Raw genomic sequence first — 17,286 nt, 5'->3', positions numbered from 1 at the left:
GATGTGGATAACTTGGCCCTGGTCGGGGCCGGCGTCGCCGCGCTTCCGCCCACTCAGGACACCCCGCTGACCACGCGTTATCCGCGGCTCGACCACCGTCGTTCGAGGTTCGTCCCCATTCGGGGGAAACACGTTCACGTCGCCGGCCCACCGATTCGGCGAATTGCGCCGTACGCCCACGGAAGCGGTGCGGCGAAATCGAGGTGAAAGGTTCTCGTGATGACTGAACTGTCGCAGCCGACCAGCACCTGTCCCGCCCCGTACGACGACCGCGACCCGCTCGGCCTGGCGGCGGAGGCGGCGCGGCTCATCGACGTCGTCCTGGAGGGCGGGCCACGGCACCTGCCCGCCGAGTGGCGGCTGCAACGGCTCGCCGCCGGCGACCAGAAGGTCAAGCTCCCGCACAACGGCGGCTACGAGCACTTCGAGCGCGACCCGGCCGCCCCGGCCGACGGCGAGCCGGTGGTGTTCCGCTGGACCCGCCGCACCCGGGTCGCCGAGTAGCGTGTCCGGCGTGCCGCACCGACCCGCCACGCCCGCCGTCCAGAAAGCCTGATCCGCATGCTGCTCGCCGCCCTGCACGCCGGCGCCGACCACCCGGCCGCGCTGCGCCTGCGCGGCCGGGACCTGTCCCGGCAGGAGCTGCTCGGCTGGGCCGGGTCGGTGGCCCGGGACATCCGCGGCGCGCCCGCCGTCGCGGTCCGGGCGGAGCCGACCGTGACCACCGCCGTCGCGGTCGTCGCCGGGCTGCTGGCCGGCGTACCGGTCGTCCCGGTGCCGCCCGACGCGGGCCCGGCCGAGCGGGGACACATCCTGCGCGACTCGGGCGCCGCGCTGCTGCTCACCGCGACCCGGGAACCGGCCGCCGACGGGGAACCGCCCGGGCTGCCCGTGGAGCGGACCGGGCGCGCCGACGTCGACTGGGCGCCGCCCGCACCGGAGCAGCCCGCCCTGATCCTCTACACCAGCGGCACCACCGGCGCGCCCAAGGGCGCGGTCATCCCGCACGCGGCCGTCGCGGCCGGCCTCGACGCCCTCGCCGAGGCCTGGCGGTGGACCCCCGACGACGTGCTGGTCCACGGGCTGCCCCTGTTCCACGTGCACGGCCTGGTGCTGGGCCTGCTCGGCCCGCTACGGATCGGCTGCCGGCTGGTGCACACCGGCCGGCCCACCCCGCAGGCGTACGCGGCCGCCGGCGGCTCGCTCTACTTCGGCGTACCGACGGTCTGGTCCCGGATCGCCGCCGACCCCGCCGCCGCCCGGGCGCTGCGCCCGGCCCGGCTGCTGGTCTCCGGCAGCGCGGCCCTGCCGGTGCCGGTCTTCCACCGCCTCGCCGCCTGGTGCGGCCAGCCGCCGCTGGAGCGGTACGGGATGACCGAGACGCTGATCACCGTCAGCGGACGCGCCGACGGTGACCGCCGCGCCGGCCACGTCGGGCTGCCGCTGGCCGGCGTGCGGACCCGCCTGGTCGACGACGCGGGCGCGGCGGTGCCGGCCGACGGCAGCAGCATCGGCCGGCTCCAGGTCCGCGGGCCGACCCTGTTCAGCGGGTACCTGCACCGGGAGCCGGTGCCGATGCCGGACGGGTGGTTCGACACCGGCGACATCGCGGTGATCGGGCCGGACGGCTGGCACCGGATCGTCGGGCGCGCCTCGATCGACCTGATCAAGACCGGCGGCTACCGGGTCGGTGCCGGGGAGGTCGAGGACGCGCTGCTGGCCCACCCGGCGGTCACCGAGGCCGCCGTGGTCGGCGCCCCGCACCCCGACCTGGGCGAGGAGATCACCGCGTACGTGGTGGCCGACGGGGCCGAGCCGCAGCAGCTCATCGACTTCGTCGCCGGACACCTGTCCGTGCACAAGCGACCCCGCCGGGTGCACCTGGTCGACCGCCTGCCGCGCAACGCGCTCGGCAAGGTGCAGAAGACGCTGCTGCGCGACCCCACCGGTTAGGGGCGGCTAGGGGTTGGCGGGCCGGACCGCCGTGGTTAGCGTCGGGACCCACGACAGCAGCGGAGGTGAACGAGGTGGGGCAGACCCGCACCGGCAACCTGCTCGCGGTCAGCGACCTGCACGTGGCGTACCAGGAGAACCGGGACGTGGTGGCCGGCCTGCGCCCGGAGACGGACGACGACTGCCTGATCGTCGCCGGCGACGTCGGCGAGCTCTTCGCCGACATCGAGTGGGCGCTCACCCTGCTCAGCAGCCGGTTCGCCACGGTGGTCTGGGCGCCCGGCAACCACGAGCTGTGGACGCCCCGGGAGGATCCGGTGCAGCTGCGCGGCGAGGCGCGCTACCGGGAGCTGGTGCGGCTCTGCCGCGAGCTGGGCATCCGCACCCCGGAGGACGACTACCTGGTCTGGACCGGCGCGGGCGGCCCGGTGGCCCTGGTGCCGCTCTTCCTGCTCTACGACTACTCGTTCCGCGCCCCCGGCACCACCACCAAGGCCGAGTCGCTGGAGCGGGCGTACGCCGCCGGGGTGGTCTGCACCGACGAGATGCTGCTGCACCCCGACCCGTACCCGAGCCGGGAGGCCTGGTGCTGGGCCCGGGTGGCCGAGACCGGGCGCCGGCTGGCGGCGCTCGACCCCGCCGTACCGACCGTGCTGATCAACCACTACCCGCTGGTCCGGGAGCCGACCCGGATCCTGCGCTATCCCGAGTTCGCGCAGTGGTGCGGCACCGAGCTGACCGCCGACTGGCACCTGCGTCACCGTGCCGCCGCCGTGGTCTACGGCCACCTGCACATCCCGCGCACCACCGTGCACGACGGGGTGCGCTTCGAGGAGGTCTCGCTGGGCTACCCGCGGGAGTGGCGGCGGCGCGCCACCCCACCCCGTCCGGTGCGCCGGGTGCTCCTTCCGGAGCCGGTGCGGTGATCGAGGAGCTGCTGCCCGCCGGGGTGGCCGCGGCCGAGGCGTACGACGACCCGCCGGAGGCCCGGCTCCTGCCGGCCGAGGAGGCGCTGGTGGGCGGCGCGGTGGAGAAGCGGCGCCGGGAGTTCACCACCGGCCGGCACCTGGCCCGCCGGGCCCTCGCCGAGCTGGGCGTGCCGCCCGTCGCGCTGCTGGCCGGGCCGCGCCGCGAGCCGCGCTGGCCGGACGGCACGGTCGGCAGCATCACCCACTGCGCCGGCTACCGGGCGGCCGTCGCCGCCCGGGCCGGCACCCTGCTCAGCACCGGGATCGACGCGGAGCCGAACGAACCGCTCCCCGCCGGCGTCCTCGACTCGATCGCCCTGCCGGCGGAGCGCTCGCGCGTCGCCGAGCTGTTGCGGCACGATCCCGCGGTGCGCTGGGACCGGCTGCTCTTCAGCATCAAGGAGTCGGTCTACAAGGCCTGGTACCCGCTCACCGGGCGCTGGCTGGACTTCGAGGAGGCCGACGTGACGGTCGACCCGGCGGCCGGTACGTTCCGGGCCCGGCTGCTGGTGCCGCCGCCGGCGCTGCCCGACGGCCGCCCGCTCGGCGGCTTCACCGGCCGGTGGCTGGCCCGGCGCGGCCTCGTGCTCGCCGCCATCGCGGTCCCGGTCGCCGGGCCGCCCGCCGCGCGCCGGCCGGCCGACCCGGCGGGCGCCCGCCCGGCGTCCGGTTGATCGGGTACGACCACAACGCGCGCTTCAAGCTGCCTTTGGTCCGGTACCGGACGATGACCCCCTACGCCGCCCGGTCGAACCCGTCGCCCGGCACGGATTGGAGGCCCCACGATGAGCGTGGACGGTAAGTGGAACCTGGTGATCGAGTCGCCGATGGGTCGCCAGCAGGTGTCCGTCGATCTCGTGGAGAACGCCGGCACGGTGACCGGCACGATGGTCAACACCGGCCAGAACCTGTCGACCGAGATCTTCGACGGCACGGTCGACGGCGACGCGCTGCAGTTCAAGGCCAAGCTGCCGCACCTGAAGATGACGGTCACCTTCGACCTGACCGTGCACGGCACCGGACTGTCGGGCAAGGTCAAGGCGGGCAAGTTCGGCGGCTTCAAGGTGTCCGGCGAGCGCGCCTAGTGAACGGCCGGAGCCGGGTCCGGTCGGCGCTGCGCGCCTGGTGGCGCGAGTGCTGGGCGATCCTGCCGCACTTCGCCGTGACGATGAGCGGCTGGGTGCCGCCCACACCACCCGGCGGCCCGGTGGCAGGCGGGCCCGGCGGCTGGGCCGCCCCGGCCGGCGGCCCCCCGCCCGGCTGGACCCCGGCCGCCCCGGATCCGGCCGCCCCGGACCGGGCCGGGTGGGACCCGGTCGGGCCGGATCCGGTCGGTCGGGACCTGACCGGCCAGGGTTCGGCGGCGCATGATCAGGCCGGTCGGCACGCGTCCCCGGCCGTTCCGGCACCGCACCGACACCCCGGCGGGGGCGGGTCCGCCGCTCATCCCGACGTCCGGCCGGCGCCCCCGCTGAGCCGGCGGGAACGGCGCGCCTGGGCGGCCCTGACCGGCTCGCTGCGGCTCACCTCCGACGAGGACAACGGCCGCGCGGACCCGCCCGTGCGGCACTGAGCCGCCGACTCGGCACGATGACCGCGGGCCCCGGGGTGGTGACATCCCGGGGCCCGCGGTGCTGCCCGCCCGGGGCGGTGCGCGGTCGGCGGCACTCCCAGCCGCGGCCCGACGCTGCGGTGCGCGGTCGGCGGCACAGCCGGGCGTGGCCCGACGCGGGGGGGCGCGGTCGGCGGCACCCCCGGCCGCCCGGACGCTGCGGGGCGCGGTGGCTCAGGAGGGATCGGCCGGCTTGCCGACCACGCCGTGCAGGAACACGTCGACCAACGTCTCGATCGGCGTCTCCGCGCCGCCGGGTGTTCCCCGCCGGCCGAACAGCAGGCCGAGGAAGATGACGGCCAGGTGCTCGACGGGCAGCCGCAGCGTGTCCCGATCGGGTTCCAGGAGCCGGACCACCGCTTGCTGGGTGCGTTCCACCGCGTTCGCCCGGCTGTCGGTCGCCCCGCCGTCACCCGGCCTGGCGCGCTCGCGCCGGCGGCCGGCGGCGTGCAGCGCGGCGGTCACCGCGCCCATCCGCTCCAGATAGGCGTGCAGGGTCGCGGCGGCCTCGGTCAGCCGGGCGGCCAACGGCTGATCCAGCGGTACGCAGTCGAGCTCGGCCAGCACGTGATCGTTGCGCAGGGCCGCCGCCAGGCAGGCGTCCAACAGCTCGTCCTTGTCGGCGAAGGCGCGAAAGATCGTCGCCTCGCCGATCCCGGCCGCCTTGGCGATCTGCAGGGTGCTCACGGCGGCACCGTGCTCGACCAGGAGCGGCAGGGCGGCGGCCACGATCATCTCGCGCCGGTCTTCCGGACTCATCCCCGGCGCCCGGCGCCGGCTCGTTGTCTCCGTCATGCGACCAGGCTACGGAGTGAGTACTCACTCCGTCAATGGATATCCGGCCGGCACGACGGCCGGTACCGCCGCCGCGCCGGACTGCCGCTGCTCAGCCCACCTTCCGGCCCAGTTCCTGGTCGATGAAGTCGAAGATCTCGGTCGTCGACGCGGTGTGGATCCGGTCGTCCAGGTCGCCGCCCTCGGCGGGCTCCCAGCGCTTGCCCAGCAGGGCCAGCCGGCGCTGGAGGCGGTTCCTCACCTCCTGGAAGGTGTCCTCGTCGAGGGTGGCCTCGGCCAGCACCCGGTCCAGCCGGGAAAGCTCGTCGAGCACGTCCCCGGTGCGGCCCGCCCCGCTCACCGGGATCCGGGTCAGCAGGTAGCCGGCCAGGGCGTCCGCGGTGGGATGGTCGAAGACCAGGGTGGCCGGCAGCCGCAGCCCGGTGGCGGCGTTGAGCCGGTTGCGCAGCTCCACGGCGGTGAGCGAGTCGAACCCGAGGTCCTTGAACGTGCGCTGCGGTTCGACCGCCTGCGGATCGGCGTGCCCCAGCACGGTCGCGATCTGCTCGCGCACCAGCCCGAGCAGATAGGGCAGGCGTTCGGCCTCGTCGAGGGCGCCGAGCCGCTCGGCCAGCGCCACCTGCGGCGCGGCTCCGGCCGCCGGCCGGCGGGACTCGGGCAGCAGGCCCCGCAGGATCGCCGGCACCGGCCCGGCGCGCAACGCGGCCAGGTCGAGCGTCACCGGCACCAGCGCCGGTTCGCCGGTGGCCAGCGCGGTGTCGAGCAGGGTGTGGGCGTGGTCGGTGGGCATGGGTAGCAGGCCGGTGCGGGTGATGCGGGCCTGGTCGGTGGTGTTGAGGTGGCCGGTCATGCCGGTGGTTTGGGCCCAGTAGCCCCAGGCGAGGGCGGTGGCGGGGAGGCCGAGTGTGTGGCGGTGGTGGGCGAGGGCGTCGAGGTAGGTGTTGGCGGCGGCGTAGTGGGCTTGTCCGGGGCTGCCGAGGGTGCCGGCGGCGGAGGAGTAGAGGACGAATGCGGTGAGGGGGAGGTGGTGGGTGGCGTGGTGCAGGTGCCAGGCGGCGTCGACCTTGGGCCGCAGCACGGTGTGGATCTGGTGGGGGGTGAGGGTGTGCAGGGTGGCGTCGTCGAGGGTGCCGGCGGTGTGGAAGACGGCGGTGAGGGGGTGTGCGTCCGGCACACCGCCGATGAGGGCGGTGACGGCGTCGGGGTCGGCGGTGTCGCAGGCGACGATGGTGACGGTGGCGCCGAGGTCCTGGAGTCGGGTGGTCAGGTCGGGGGCGTCGGGGGCGTCGGGGCCGCGGCGGCTGGCGAGTAGCAGGTGTCGGGCCTGGCCGGTGGTGGTGAGGTGTTCGGCGAGCAGCGCGCCGAGGGTGCCGGTGCCGCCGGTGATCAGCACCGTCCCCTCCGGATCCAGGGCGGCGGGCGCCGGGACGCGGTCCCCGGCGACGCCACCCTGGCCCGCATCCCGCGCGGCCTCGACAGCCCGGTACCGGGCCAGCCGGGGGGCCAGCAGGGCGCCCTCGCGTACCGCCAGTTGCGGCTCGCCGGTCGCCACCGCGGCCCGCAGCGCCGCCACGCTGCCCGGGTGGTCGTCGGTGTCGACCAGGACGAACCGGTCCGGGTGTTCGACCTGGGCGCCGCGGACCAGCCCCCAGAGCGCCGCCCCGGCCAGATCCGCCACCGGGTCGCCGGGACGCGCGGCCACGGCGTGCCGGGTCAGCACGACCAGTTGGCTCTCCACGGTGCGCTCGTCGGCCAGCCACGCCTGGAACGCGGCCACGGTCCGCTCGACCGCCTCGTGCACCGCCAGCGGATCACCGGTGGCGTCCGGCCCGGTGGCCCGGACCAGGACGGTCTCCGCCACGGGCTCGGCGGCGGCCAGCACCGCCACCAGGTCGTCCAGCCCGACCGCCGGCGGTACGGCCGACGGCAGCGCGCCGGTGGTGACCGCCGGCGACCAGGCCACCCGGTGCAGCACGTTCCGGCCGCCGGCCTGGCGCAACTGCTCGGCCGGCAGCGGGCGGACGGTCAGCCCGGCCGCCGTCACCACCGGCGCGCCGGCGGGATCGGTGGCGGTCAGCCGGACGGTGTCCGGGCCGGTCGCGGCGAGCCGCACCCGCAGCTCCCGGGATCGGGTGGCGTGCAGCGTGACGCCGGTCCACGCGAACGGCAGCCGGACGCCGTCGGCGTCCCCGGCCAGGGCCAGCGGGTGCAGGGCGGCGTCGAGCAGCGCCGGGTGGATGGCGTACCCGTCGACGTCCACCTCGTCGGGGAGGCGGATCTCGGCGTGCACGTCGTCGCCGTCCCGCCAGACCGCCCGGACGCCCTGGAACGCCGGCCCGTACCCGAGACCGGCCGTGGCCAGGTCGGGATAGGCGGTCGTCACGTCGGCGGGGGTGGCCGTGGCGGGCGGCCAGCCGGCCGGTTCGGGGTCCGGCCCGGCCGCGGTGGGGGTGGCGGCGAGGGTGCCGGCGGCATGCCGGGTCCACTCCTGGCCGTCGCCACGGGAGCGGATGGTGAGGGCCCGCCGCCCGGTGTCGTCCGGCGCGCCCACCTCGACCTGGAGCTGCACGTCGCTGTCCGGGTCGAGGATCAGCGGGGTCTCGATGGTGAGGTCGTCGAGGTGGGGGTGTGCGGTGTGGTGGCCGGCGTGCAGGGCGAGGTCGACGTAGGCGGTGCCGGGCAGGAGCACGGTGCCGGTGACGGCGTGGTCGGCGAGCCAGGGTTGCCGGTCGAGGGTGAGCCGTCCGGTGAAGAGCATGCCCTCCTGGTCGGGCAGCTCGATGGCGGCGGCGAGGAGCGGATGGTCGGCCGCGCCCTGGCCCAGGTCGGCCGGTTCACCGGCCGTGGGTCGGCTGGTGAGCCAGTAGCGCTGGCGCTGGAACGGGTACGGCGGCAGATCGACCGGCGCGGTCACCGCGGGCAGCAGCGGTCGCCAGTTCACCGGCAGGCCGTGCGTGTGCGCGGTGGCCAGAGCGGTGACGAGTTGATCGGTGCTGTCCCGGCGCATGCTGGCCAGCGCGACGATCTCGTGCTGGTCGGCGGTCTCCTCGATCGGTTGGATGAGCACCGGATGCGGGCTGACCTCGACGAAGGTGGTGTAGCCGTCGCGCAGGAGTGCTTCGGTGGCGGTCTGGAACTGGACGGGGTGGCGGAGGTTGTCGTACCAGTAGTCGGCGGTGAGCGTGTCGGTGTCGGTGCGGTCGCCGGTGTAGGTCGAGTAGAACGCCACCTCGGTGGCGGTGGGTTGAACGCCGTCGAGAGCGCGGTGGATCTCGTCGCGCAACGCTTCGACGTGGGGGGTGTGGGAGGCGTAGCCGACCGGCAGGACGCGGGCCGGGATGTCGCGGTCTTTGCAGTGGGCCACGACGGCGGCGACGGCGTCGGGGTCGCCGGCGATGACGGTGGCGTTCGGCCCGTTGACGGTGGCGATGTGTGCTCGGTTGTTCGAGCCGCGTAGGAGTTCGGTGACATGGTCGGCGGGTAGGGCGAGGGAGGCCATGTCGCCGTGCCCGATCAGCCCGCGCAGGGCCTGAGCGCGCAGCGCCACGATCTTCGCGGCGTCGTCCAATGACAGCGCGCCGGCGGCGTAGGCGGCGGCGATCTCGCCCTGGGAGTGGCCGATGACGGCGTCGGGGGTGATGCCGTGGTGCCGCCACACGGCGGCCAGCCCGGTCATCACCGCGAACAACACCGGCTGGACGACGTCCACTCGGGTGAGCCAGTCGGGGTTGTCGTCGTGCAGGACGGTGTGCAGGTCCCAGTCCACGTAGGGCTGTAGCGCGGTCGCGCAGGCGTCGAGGTGGGCGGCGAAGACGGGACTGTGTTGGGCGAGTTCGCGGCCCATGCCGAGCCACTGCCCGCCCTGGCCGGGGAACACGAACGCCACCCGGCCGCCGTGCGACGCGGTGTGCTGGAGCAGCGCGGGATGCGGCCGGTCCTCGGCCAGGGCGCGCAGCGCCTCGACCGGGTCCGGGCCGGGCAGCACGGCGGCCCGCTGCGCGAACACCGCCCGGCCACCGGCCAGCGCGGCGCCGACCGTCGCCCGGTCCACCTCGGGCCGCTGTGCGACGTACCCGAGCAGCCGCGCGGCCTGGTCCCGCAGCCCGGCGGGGGTCTTCGCGGAGAGCAACCACGGCAGCGGCACGGACGCCGCCGCTGCCGGCGCCGCCTCCGGTTCGGGGGCCTGCTCCAGGATGATGTGCGCGTTCGTGCCGCTGATCCCGAACGAGGAGACCGCCGCGCGGCGCGGGCGGCCCTGCGCCGGCCACGGCCGGGTCTCGGTGAGCAGGGCCACCGCGCCGGCGTCCCAGTCGACGTGACCGCTCGGCCGGTCGACGTGCAGGGTGCGGGGCAGCACCGCGTGGCGCAGCGCCTGGACCAGCTTGATGATGCCGGCCACGCCGGCGGCGGCCTGGGTGTGGCCGATGTTCGACTTGATCGAGCCGAGCCAGAGCGGTTCGTCCCCGGCGCGCTGCTGCCCGTACGTGGCCAGCAGGGCCTGCGCCTCGATCGGGTCGCCCAGGGTGGTGCCGGTGCCGTGCGCCTCCACGGCGTCCACGTCGGCCGGAGCGAGGCCGGCGGCGGTGAGCGCCTGGCGGATCACCCGCTGCTGGGAGGGGCCGTTCGGCGCGGTCAGCCCGTTGCTCGCCCCGTCCTGGTTGACCGCCGACCCGCGGATCACCGCGAGGATCCGCCGGCCGTTGCGCCGGGCGTCGCTCAGCCGCTCCAGCAGGATCAGCCCGGCGCCCTCGCCCCAGCCGGTGCCGTCCGCCGCGTCGGCGAAGGACTTGCACCGCCCGTCCGGTGACAGGCCCCGCTGCCGGCTGAACTCGAGGAAGATCTCCGGGGTGGCCATGATGGTCGCCCCGCCGGCCAGCGCCAGGGTGCACTCGCCGCTGCGCAGGGCCTGCACCGCCAGGTGGGTGGCGACCAGGGACGACGAGCAGGCGGTGTCCACGGTGACCGCCGGTCCCTCCAGTCCCAGCGCGTACGCCACCCGGCCGGAGGCGACGCTGGTGGTGTTGCCGGTCATCAGGTAGCCGGCCACCTCCGAGGTGCCGTGCTGGGTGGTGGGCGCGTAGTGCTGGGCCACGACGCCGGTGAACACGCCGGTCGGGGTGGCCCGCAGGGCCGCCGGGTCGATGCCCGCGTGCTCCAGCGTCTCCCAGGCCGTCTCCAGCAGCAGCCGCTGCTGCGGGTCCATCGCCGCCGCCTCCCGCGGGTTGATCCCGAAGAAGTCCGCGTCGAACAGGTCGGCGTCGTGCACGAAACCGCCGTGCCGGGTGTACGTGGTGCCGATCCGGTCCCGGTCCGGGCTGTACAGCCCGTCGACCGGCCAGCCGCGGTTGGTGGGGAAGGTGGACATGGCGTCCACCCCGTCGGCGACCAGCCGCCACAGCGCGTCGGCCGAGTCGGCCCCGCCGGGGAACCGGCAGGCCATCCCGACCACGGCGATCGGCTCGTCGGTCGCGGCGGTCACCGGGGCCGCCGCCGCGGCGGCCGACCCGGTGCCCGGGTCGATCAGCTCGTGCAGGTGCCCGGCGAGCGCCTCGGCGGTCGGGTGGTCGAAGACCAGCGTGGCCGGCAGCCGCAGCCCGGTGGCGGCGTTGAGCCGGTTGCGCAGCTCCACCGCGGTCAGCGAGTCCAGCCCGAGGTCCTTGAACGGCCGCCGCGGGTCGACCGCACCCGGGTCCGGGTGCCCCAGCACCGCGGCGATCTCGGTGCGGACCACCCCGAGCAGGTACGGGCGGCGCTCGTCGGCGGCGAGACGGGCCAGCCGCCCGGCCAGCCCGTCGGACCCGCCGGTGCCGGCGGCGGCCCGCCGGGCCGTGGCCCGGACCAGGTCCCGCAGCATCGCCGGGAGCGGGCCGGCGGCGGCCCGGGCGCGCAGCGCGGCGAGGTCCAGCGCGGCCGGCACCAGCGCCGGCCGGCCGCCGGCCACCGCCGCGTCGAGCAGGTCGAACGCGGCCGGCGCGGAGAGCGGGCGCAGCCCGCTCCGGGCGATCCGGGCCTGGTCGGCGGCGTCGAGCTGGCCGGTGATGCCGCTGGTGTCGGCCCACAGCCCCCAGGCCAGCGCGGTGCCCGGCAGGCCGGCGGCCCGCCGGCGCTGGGCCAGCGCGTCGAGGAACGCGTTGGCCGCCGCGTAGTTGCCCTGGCCCGGCCCGCCCAGGGTGCCGGCGATGGACGAGTAGAGCACGAACGCGGCCAGATCCAGGTGCCGGGTGGCCCGGTGCAGGTGCCAGGCGGCGTCCACCTTGGGCCGGAACACCGCCCGCAGCTGCTCGGGACGCAGGGTGTGCAGCGCGGCGTCGTCGGTCACGCCGGCGGTGTGGTAGACGGCGGTGAGCGGGTGCTCGGCGGGCACCCCGGCGAGCAGCGCGGCGACCGCCGCCGGGTCGGCGGTGTCGCAGGCCGCCACGGTGACCGTCGCGCCGAGTGCTTCCAGCTCGGCGACCAGCTCCGCCGCCCCGACCGCCGTGGCGCCGCGCCGGCTGGCCAGCAGCAGGCGCCGGGCCCGACCGGTACGCACCAGGTGAGCGGCGAGCAGCCGGCCGAGCGTACCCGTGCCGCCGGTGACCAGCGTGGTGCCGTTCGGGTCGGGCGGCGCCGGCAGGGTGACCACCACCTTGCCGACGTTGCGCGCCTGCGCCAGGTGGCGGAACGCGGCCGGCGCCTCCGGCACCTCCCAGGCGGCGAACGGCAGCGGGCGCAGCGCGCCTCGCTCGAAGAGGTCCGCCAGCTCGGCCAGCATCTCCTGGATCCGGTCCGGGCCGGCCTCCATCATGTCGAACGCCCGGTACGCCACCCCTGGATGCGCGGCGGCGACCTCGTCCGGCTGCCGGATGTCGGTCTTGCCCATCTCGATGAACCGGCCGCCGCGCGGCAGCAGCCGCAGCGACGCGTCGACGAACTCGCGGGCCAGCGCGTCCAGCACCACGTCCACGCCGCGCCCGCCGGTGGCGGCCAGGAACGCCGGCTCGAAGTCGAGGGTACGGGAGGAGGCGAGGTGGTCCTCGGCGACGCCGAGCGCCCGCACCGCCGGCCACTTGCCGGGGCTGGCCGTCGCGTACACCTCGACACCCCAGTGCCGGGCCAGCTGCACCGCCGCCATCCCGACACCACCGGCGGCGGCGTGCACCAGCAGCGTCTCGCCGGGGCGCAGCGCGGCCAGGTCGACCAGCCCGTAGTACGCGGTCAGGAAGGTGACCGGCACGGTGGCCGCCTCGGCGAAGCTCCACCCCGCCGGCATCCGGGTCAGCAGCCGTCGGTCGGTCACCGCGTACGGGCCCATCCCGCCGGTGACCAGGCCCATCACCCGGTCGCCGGGGGCCAGGCCGGTGACGTCGCCGGCCACCTCGACGACCACGCCGGCCGCCTCGGTGCCGATCAGCGCGCTGCCCGGGTACATGTCGAGCGCCAGCAGCACGTCGCGGAAGTTGAGGCCGGCGGCCCGGACGGCCAGCCGGACCTGTCCCGGCGCGAGCGGCTGCTCGTCGGCGTCGCAGGGCACCAGCGCCAGGCTCTCCAGGGTGCCCGGCACCGGCACGTCGACCCGCCAGCCGGTCGCCCCGGCCGGCGGGGTGAGCCGGCCGCCGTCGGGCAGCCGCCCGAGCCGCGGCGCGTACGCCTCGCCGTCGCGGAGCGCGAGCTGCGGTTCGTCAGTGGCCAGTACCGCCGGCAGCGCCCGCCAGGACGACGCCCGGCCGTCCAGGTCGGCGATCAGCACCCGGCCGGGATACTCCGACTGGGCGGTGCGGACCAACCCCCAGCCGGCGGCGCCGGCCAGGTCGTCGACGGTCTCCCCGGGCCCGGCCGCGACCGCGCCGCGGGTCAGCACGAGCAGCCGGACGTCCGGGTACCGCTCGTCGGCCAACCCCGACCGGAGCAGGTCGAGGACCTGCTGGACCGACTCGTACGCGCCCGCCGGGACGTCCGGCCCGGTGGCGGTCGGGGCGGCGAACGCCAGCACGTCCGGCGGCGGTGTGCCGGCCGCGAGCGCCTCGTCCAGCGCGGCCAGGCTGTCGTAGCGCAGGTCGGTGCCGCCGTCGGGGACCGTCGCCGGGCCGACCAGCGCGATCCGGGTCGGCGCCGGGTCGGCCGGTGGCGCGACCGGCGCCCAGCCCACGGCGAGCAGGTCGCGGGGACTGCCGCGCCGCTCACCCGGCCGGGGGGCGGCCCGCATGGCCAGCGCCTCGACGGTGACCACGGGCTGCCCGGCCGGGTCGGCCACGGTGATGGTGGCCGCCCCAGCGGCGGCGGGAGCGACCCGGACCCGCACCTGCCGGGCGCCGGTCGCGGCCAGGTTCACCCCGGACCAGGCGAACGGGAGCCGCACCGCGGGCGGCGCGCCGGCCGGGGCGTCCCGCAGCGCGGCCAGCGCGATCGGGTGCAGGGCGGCGTCGAGCAGGGCGGGGTGTACGCCGTACCCGTCGGTGGCGGTGTCCTCGGCGAGCGCGACCTCGGCGTAGACGACGTCGCCGTCCCGCCACGCGGCGCGTACCCCCTGGAACGCCGGGCCGTAGCCGACCCCGGCGTCGACGAGTTCGGCATAGAGGGTGTCCACCTCGACGGGCGCCGCCCCGGGGGGCGGCCACGCCGCCGGCAGCGGCTCGGCCGCGACCGCGGTACGGCTGAGCGTGCCGGTGGCGTGCCGCGTCCAGGCCCCGTCCTGCTCCTCGGCCGCCGGCCGGGAGTGGATGCTGACCGGCCGGCGGTCGCCGTCGGGCGCCCCGACCTCGATCTGGAGGTCGACGGCGCCGGGCCCGGCGAGGGCGAGCGGCGCTTCGAGCGTGAGGTCGTCGAGGTACGGGTGTCCGGTGTGGTGGCCGGCGTGCAGGGCCAGGTCGACGAAGGCGGTGCCGGGCAGCAGGGGGGTGCCGGCGATGACGTGGTCGGCCAGCCAGGGGTGGGTGGTGGTGGAGATCCGGCCGGTGAACAGGTGGGTGTCGGCGTCGGCGAGGCTGAGCGTGGCGCCGAGCAGCGGGTGACCGGCGCTGCCGAGTCCGAGGTCGCTGGCGTCGGTGAGGGTGGCCGGCGGGCTGAGCCAGTACCGCTCGTGCTGGAAGGCGTAGGTGGGCAGCGCGATCGTGGCTTCCTGCTCACCGGCGAGCAGCGGTGCCCAGTCGATGTCGACGCCGCTGGTGTGTGCGGTGGCGAGGGCGGTGAGCAGGGCGGTGGTGCCGTCCTGTCTGCGCTGTTGGGTGGGGATGGCGGTGGCGTCGGTGACGGTTTCCCGGGTGAGGGTGCTCAGGGTGGCGTCGGGTCCGACTTCGAGGTAGTGGGTGACGCCGAGGGTGTGCAACGTTTCGGTGCCGGCGGCGTAGGCCACGGTGTCGCGGATGTGGCGTGCCCAGTAGTCGGGGTCGGCGAGTTGCTCGTCGGTGGCGATTTGTCCGGTCAGGTTGGACACGATCGGCAGGATGGCGGGCCGGTAGGTGACGCTTGCGGCGGCCTCGCGGAAGTCGTCGAGGATCGTCTCGGTGTGCGCGGAGTGGAAGGCGTGCGCGACGTGCAGCTTGCGGGCCCGGATGCCCTCGTCGGCCAGTCGGGCGGCGATCGCGTCGATGGTGTCGGTGTCGCCGGCGAGGACGAGTGAGGTGGGGCTGTTGTGCCCGGCCAGGCTCACCTGAGGGTGGGCGTCCAGCAGCGGCTGCACCCGGTCGAGGGGTGCGGTGATGGCGAGCATGGCACCGGTGGGCATGGTGTTCATGAGCCGGGCCCGGGTGGTGACCAGCTTGGCGGCGTCGGGCAGGTCCAGCACCCCGGCGATGTGCGCGGCGCTCAGTTCCCCGATGGAGTGCCCGATCAGGTAGTCGGGTCGGATCCCGAAGCTGTCGAGCAGTCGCACCATGGCGACCTCGGCGGCGAACAGGGCGGGTTGGGTGTAGAGGGTCTGTCCGAGTAGGTCGGTGTGCGGCCCGGACATGACCTCGCGTAGCGGCCGGTCGAGGTGGGGGTCGAGGGCGGCGCACATCTCGTCGAGGGCGGTCGCGTACACGGGGAAGTGGTGGTAGAGGTCGGCGGTCATGCCGGGGTGTTGGGCGCCCTGGCCGGTGAACAGGAACGCGAGTTTCCCGTCCCGCACCGCCCCTTGGATCAGGCCGGAGTGGGTGGCTCCGGAGGCGAGGGCGTGCAGGGCGGCGATCAGGTCCGCGGTGGTGTGCGGTTCACCGTCCGGGTCGTCCAGCGGCGGGATGATCGCCGCGCGGTGGTCGAAGGTGGTCCGGGTGGTGGCCAGCGCGTGCGCGACGCGGGCGGGGTCGAGGTCGGGGTGCTCGTCGAGGTGGGCGGCGAGCCGGGTCGCCTGCTCGCGTAGCGCCGCCGGGGTCTTCGCCGACAGCAGCCAGGGCGGGGCGACGTCCGGGCCGGCGACGTCGGGCGCGCCCTCGTCGCGGACCGTGCCCGACCCGGCCGCCACCGAACCAGCAGCACCGGCCGCCACCGAACCAGCCGCACCGGCCGCCGTCGTTGCGGCGGCTGCCGCACCAGCCGCGCCGGCGAGCGTGCTGGCGGCTGGGGCGCCGGCGGCGGTGGCGGCTGTCGACGTCGGCGGGCCGGCGTCCTGGCCGGCGGGATCGGGGGCTTGTTCGATGATGACGTGGGCGTTGGTGCCGCTGATGCCGAAGGAGGAGACGGCGGCGCGGCGGGGTCGGTCGTGGTCGGGCCAGGGGGTGGTGTGGGTCAGTAGGGAGACCGCGCCGGAGGTCCAGTCGACGTGGGTGGAGGGTGCGTCGACGTGCAGGGTTTTGGGCAGGGTGCCGTGGCGGATGGCTTGGACCATTTTGATGATGCCGGCGATGCCGGCGGCGGCCTGGGTGTGGCCGATGTTGGATTTGATTGAGCCGAGCCAGAGGGGCTGTGAGCGGTCCTGGCCGTAGGTGGCGAGGAGGGCCTGGGCTTCGATGGGGTCGCCGAGGGTGGTGCCGGTGCCGTGGGCTTCGACGGCGTCGACGTCGGCGGGGTTCAGTCGGGCGTTGGCGAGGGCTTGGCGGATGACGCGTTGTTGGGAGGGTCCGTTGGGGGCGGTGAGGCCGTTGCTGGCGCCGTCCTGGTTGACCGCGGAGCCGCGGATCACGGCGAGGACGGGGTGGCCGTTGCGTTGGGCGTCGGAGAGCCGCTCCAGCAGGATCAGACCGACACCCTCGGCGAAGTTCGTCCCGTCCGCCGCGTCGGCGAACGCCTTGCACCGCCCGTCCGGCGCGAGCCCGCGCTGCCGGCTGAACTCGATGAAGGCGCGCGGCGTCGGCAGGATGGTCGCGCCGCCGGCCAGCGCCATGCTGACCTCGCCCTGGCGCAGCGCGTGGCAGGCCAGGTGGGTCGCCACCAGCGACGACGAGCAGGCCGTGTCCAGCGTGACCGCCGGCCCCTCCAGCCCGAGGGTGTACGCGATCCGGCCCGACGCCACGCTCGTGGTGGTGCCGGTCAGCAGGTAGCCCTCGTACGATCGGGCCTGCTCGTGGGTGCGCGGGCCGTAGTCCTGCGCGATCACGCCGGTGAAGACCCCGACGGTGGTCCCGGCCAGCCGGGTCGGGTCGAGCCCGGCCGCCTCGAACGCCTCCCAGCTCGTCTCCAGCAGCAACCGGTGCTGCGGATCCATGGTGAGCGCCTCGCGCGGGTTGATCCCGAAGAAGTCCGCGTCGAACCCGCCCGGGTCGGACAGGAACGCCGACTCCCGGACGTAGATCCGGCCGGCCTGGTCCGGGTCGGGGTCGTAGAAGTCGTCGACGTGCCAGCCCCGGTCCGTCGGGAAGGGACCGACCGCGTCGCCGCCCGCGACGAGCAGCCGCCACAGGTCGTCCGGGGTACGCACCCCACCCGGGTAGCGGCAGGCCATCCCGACGACGGCGATGGGCTCCTGCCGGCGTGACTCGATCGCCTGCAGCCGCTGCCGCGTGCTGTGCAGGTCCGCGGTCACCCGCTTCAGGTAGTCGCGGAGCTTTTCCTCGTTGGACATGTGGG

Annotated in this window: 7 protein-coding genes and 1 pseudogene; 6 read left to right on the top strand and 2 right to left on the bottom strand. The window is 75.7% G+C overall.

Annotated features, from left to right (window positions below; all coding sequences use genetic code 11):
* Positions 1 to 219 precede the first annotated feature (219 nt).
* The 6 genes from ACIBPB_RS05700 (at position 220) to ACIBPB_RS05675 (ending at position 4,494) form a co-directional block, all read left to right on the top strand.
* Positions 220 to 504 (top strand): DUF5988 family protein, encoded by a 285-nt coding sequence (locus tag ACIBPB_RS05700; RefSeq protein ID WP_396838388.1) that lies wholly within the window; start codon positions 220 to 222, stop codon positions 502 to 504.
* 57 nt (positions 505 to 561) lie between these two features.
* Positions 562 to 1,953 carry an AMP-binding protein gene (locus ACIBPB_RS05695; RefSeq protein ID WP_396838387.1) on the top strand — a complete coding sequence of 464 codons (1,392 nt, stop codon included), beginning with the start codon at positions 562 to 564 and terminating at the stop codon, positions 1,951 to 1,953.
* A gap of 74 nt (positions 1,954 to 2,027) precedes the next feature.
* On the top strand, positions 2,028 to 2,879 hold the full coding sequence (locus ACIBPB_RS05690; RefSeq protein ID WP_396838386.1) for a metallophosphoesterase family protein: 852 nt from the start codon (positions 2,028 to 2,030) through the stop codon (positions 2,877 to 2,879).
* Positions 2,876 to 3,595, top strand: coding sequence for a 4'-phosphopantetheinyl transferase (locus ACIBPB_RS05685; protein WP_396838385.1), 720 nt, complete (start codon positions 2,876 to 2,878; stop codon positions 3,593 to 3,595). Before ACIBPB_RS05690 ends, ACIBPB_RS05685 begins: the two co-directional genes overlap by 4 nt.
* 111 nt (positions 3,596 to 3,706) lie before the next feature.
* The gene (locus ACIBPB_RS05680) at positions 3,707 to 4,006 is read left to right on the top strand and encodes a hypothetical protein (RefSeq protein WP_396838384.1); all 300 of its coding nucleotides are present in this window, start codon (positions 3,707 to 3,709) and stop codon (positions 4,004 to 4,006) included.
* Positions 4,006 to 4,494, top strand: coding sequence for a hypothetical protein (locus tag ACIBPB_RS05675; RefSeq protein ID WP_396838383.1), 489 nt, complete (start codon positions 4,006 to 4,008; stop codon positions 4,492 to 4,494). The genes ACIBPB_RS05680 and ACIBPB_RS05675 overlap by 1 nt, the downstream gene beginning before the upstream one ends.
* Before the next feature lie 213 nt (positions 4,495 to 4,707).
* Here the strand turns inward: ACIBPB_RS05675 and ACIBPB_RS05670 are convergent, their stop codons facing one another.
* Together ACIBPB_RS05670 and ACIBPB_RS05665 are read right to left on the bottom strand one after the other, a co-directional pair.
* A complete protein-coding gene (locus tag ACIBPB_RS05670) occupies positions 4,708 to 5,328 on the bottom strand; it encodes a TetR/AcrR family transcriptional regulator (RefSeq protein WP_396838382.1) in 621 nt (206 codons plus the stop codon).
* A gap of 367 nt (positions 5,329 to 5,695) precedes the next feature.
* Positions 5,696 to 17,281: pseudogene (locus ACIBPB_RS05665) on the bottom strand (SDR family NAD(P)-dependent oxidoreductase); the annotation flags it as partial.
* Positions 17,282 to 17,286 lie beyond the last annotated feature (5 nt).

The organism is Micromonospora sp. NPDC049836, assembly GCF_044465125.1.
In the GTDB taxonomy this organism is placed as follows: domain Bacteria; phylum Actinomycetota; class Actinomycetes; order Mycobacteriales; family Micromonosporaceae; genus Micromonospora.
Note: the sequence above shows the minus strand (reverse complement) of the source record. Positions and strands in the feature narration are given on the sequence as shown.

What these genes read in the sequence shown, in the direction of transcription:
- ACIBPB_RS05695 (WP_396838387.1), top strand. Translation starts at nt 562, where the DNA reads ATGCTGCTCGCCGCCCTGCACGCCGGCGCCGACCACCCGGCCGCGCTG.
- ACIBPB_RS05700 (WP_396838388.1), top strand. Translation starts at nt 220, where the DNA reads ATGACTGAACTGTCGCAGCCGACCAGCACCTGTCCCGCCCCGTACGAC.
- ACIBPB_RS05680 (WP_396838384.1), top strand. Translation starts at nt 3,707, where the DNA reads ATGAGCGTGGACGGTAAGTGGAACCTGGTGATCGAGTCGCCGATGGGT.
- ACIBPB_RS05670 (WP_396838382.1), bottom strand. Translation starts at nt 5,328, where the DNA reads ATGACGGAGACAACGAGCCGGCGCCGGGCGCCGGGGATGAGTCCGGAA.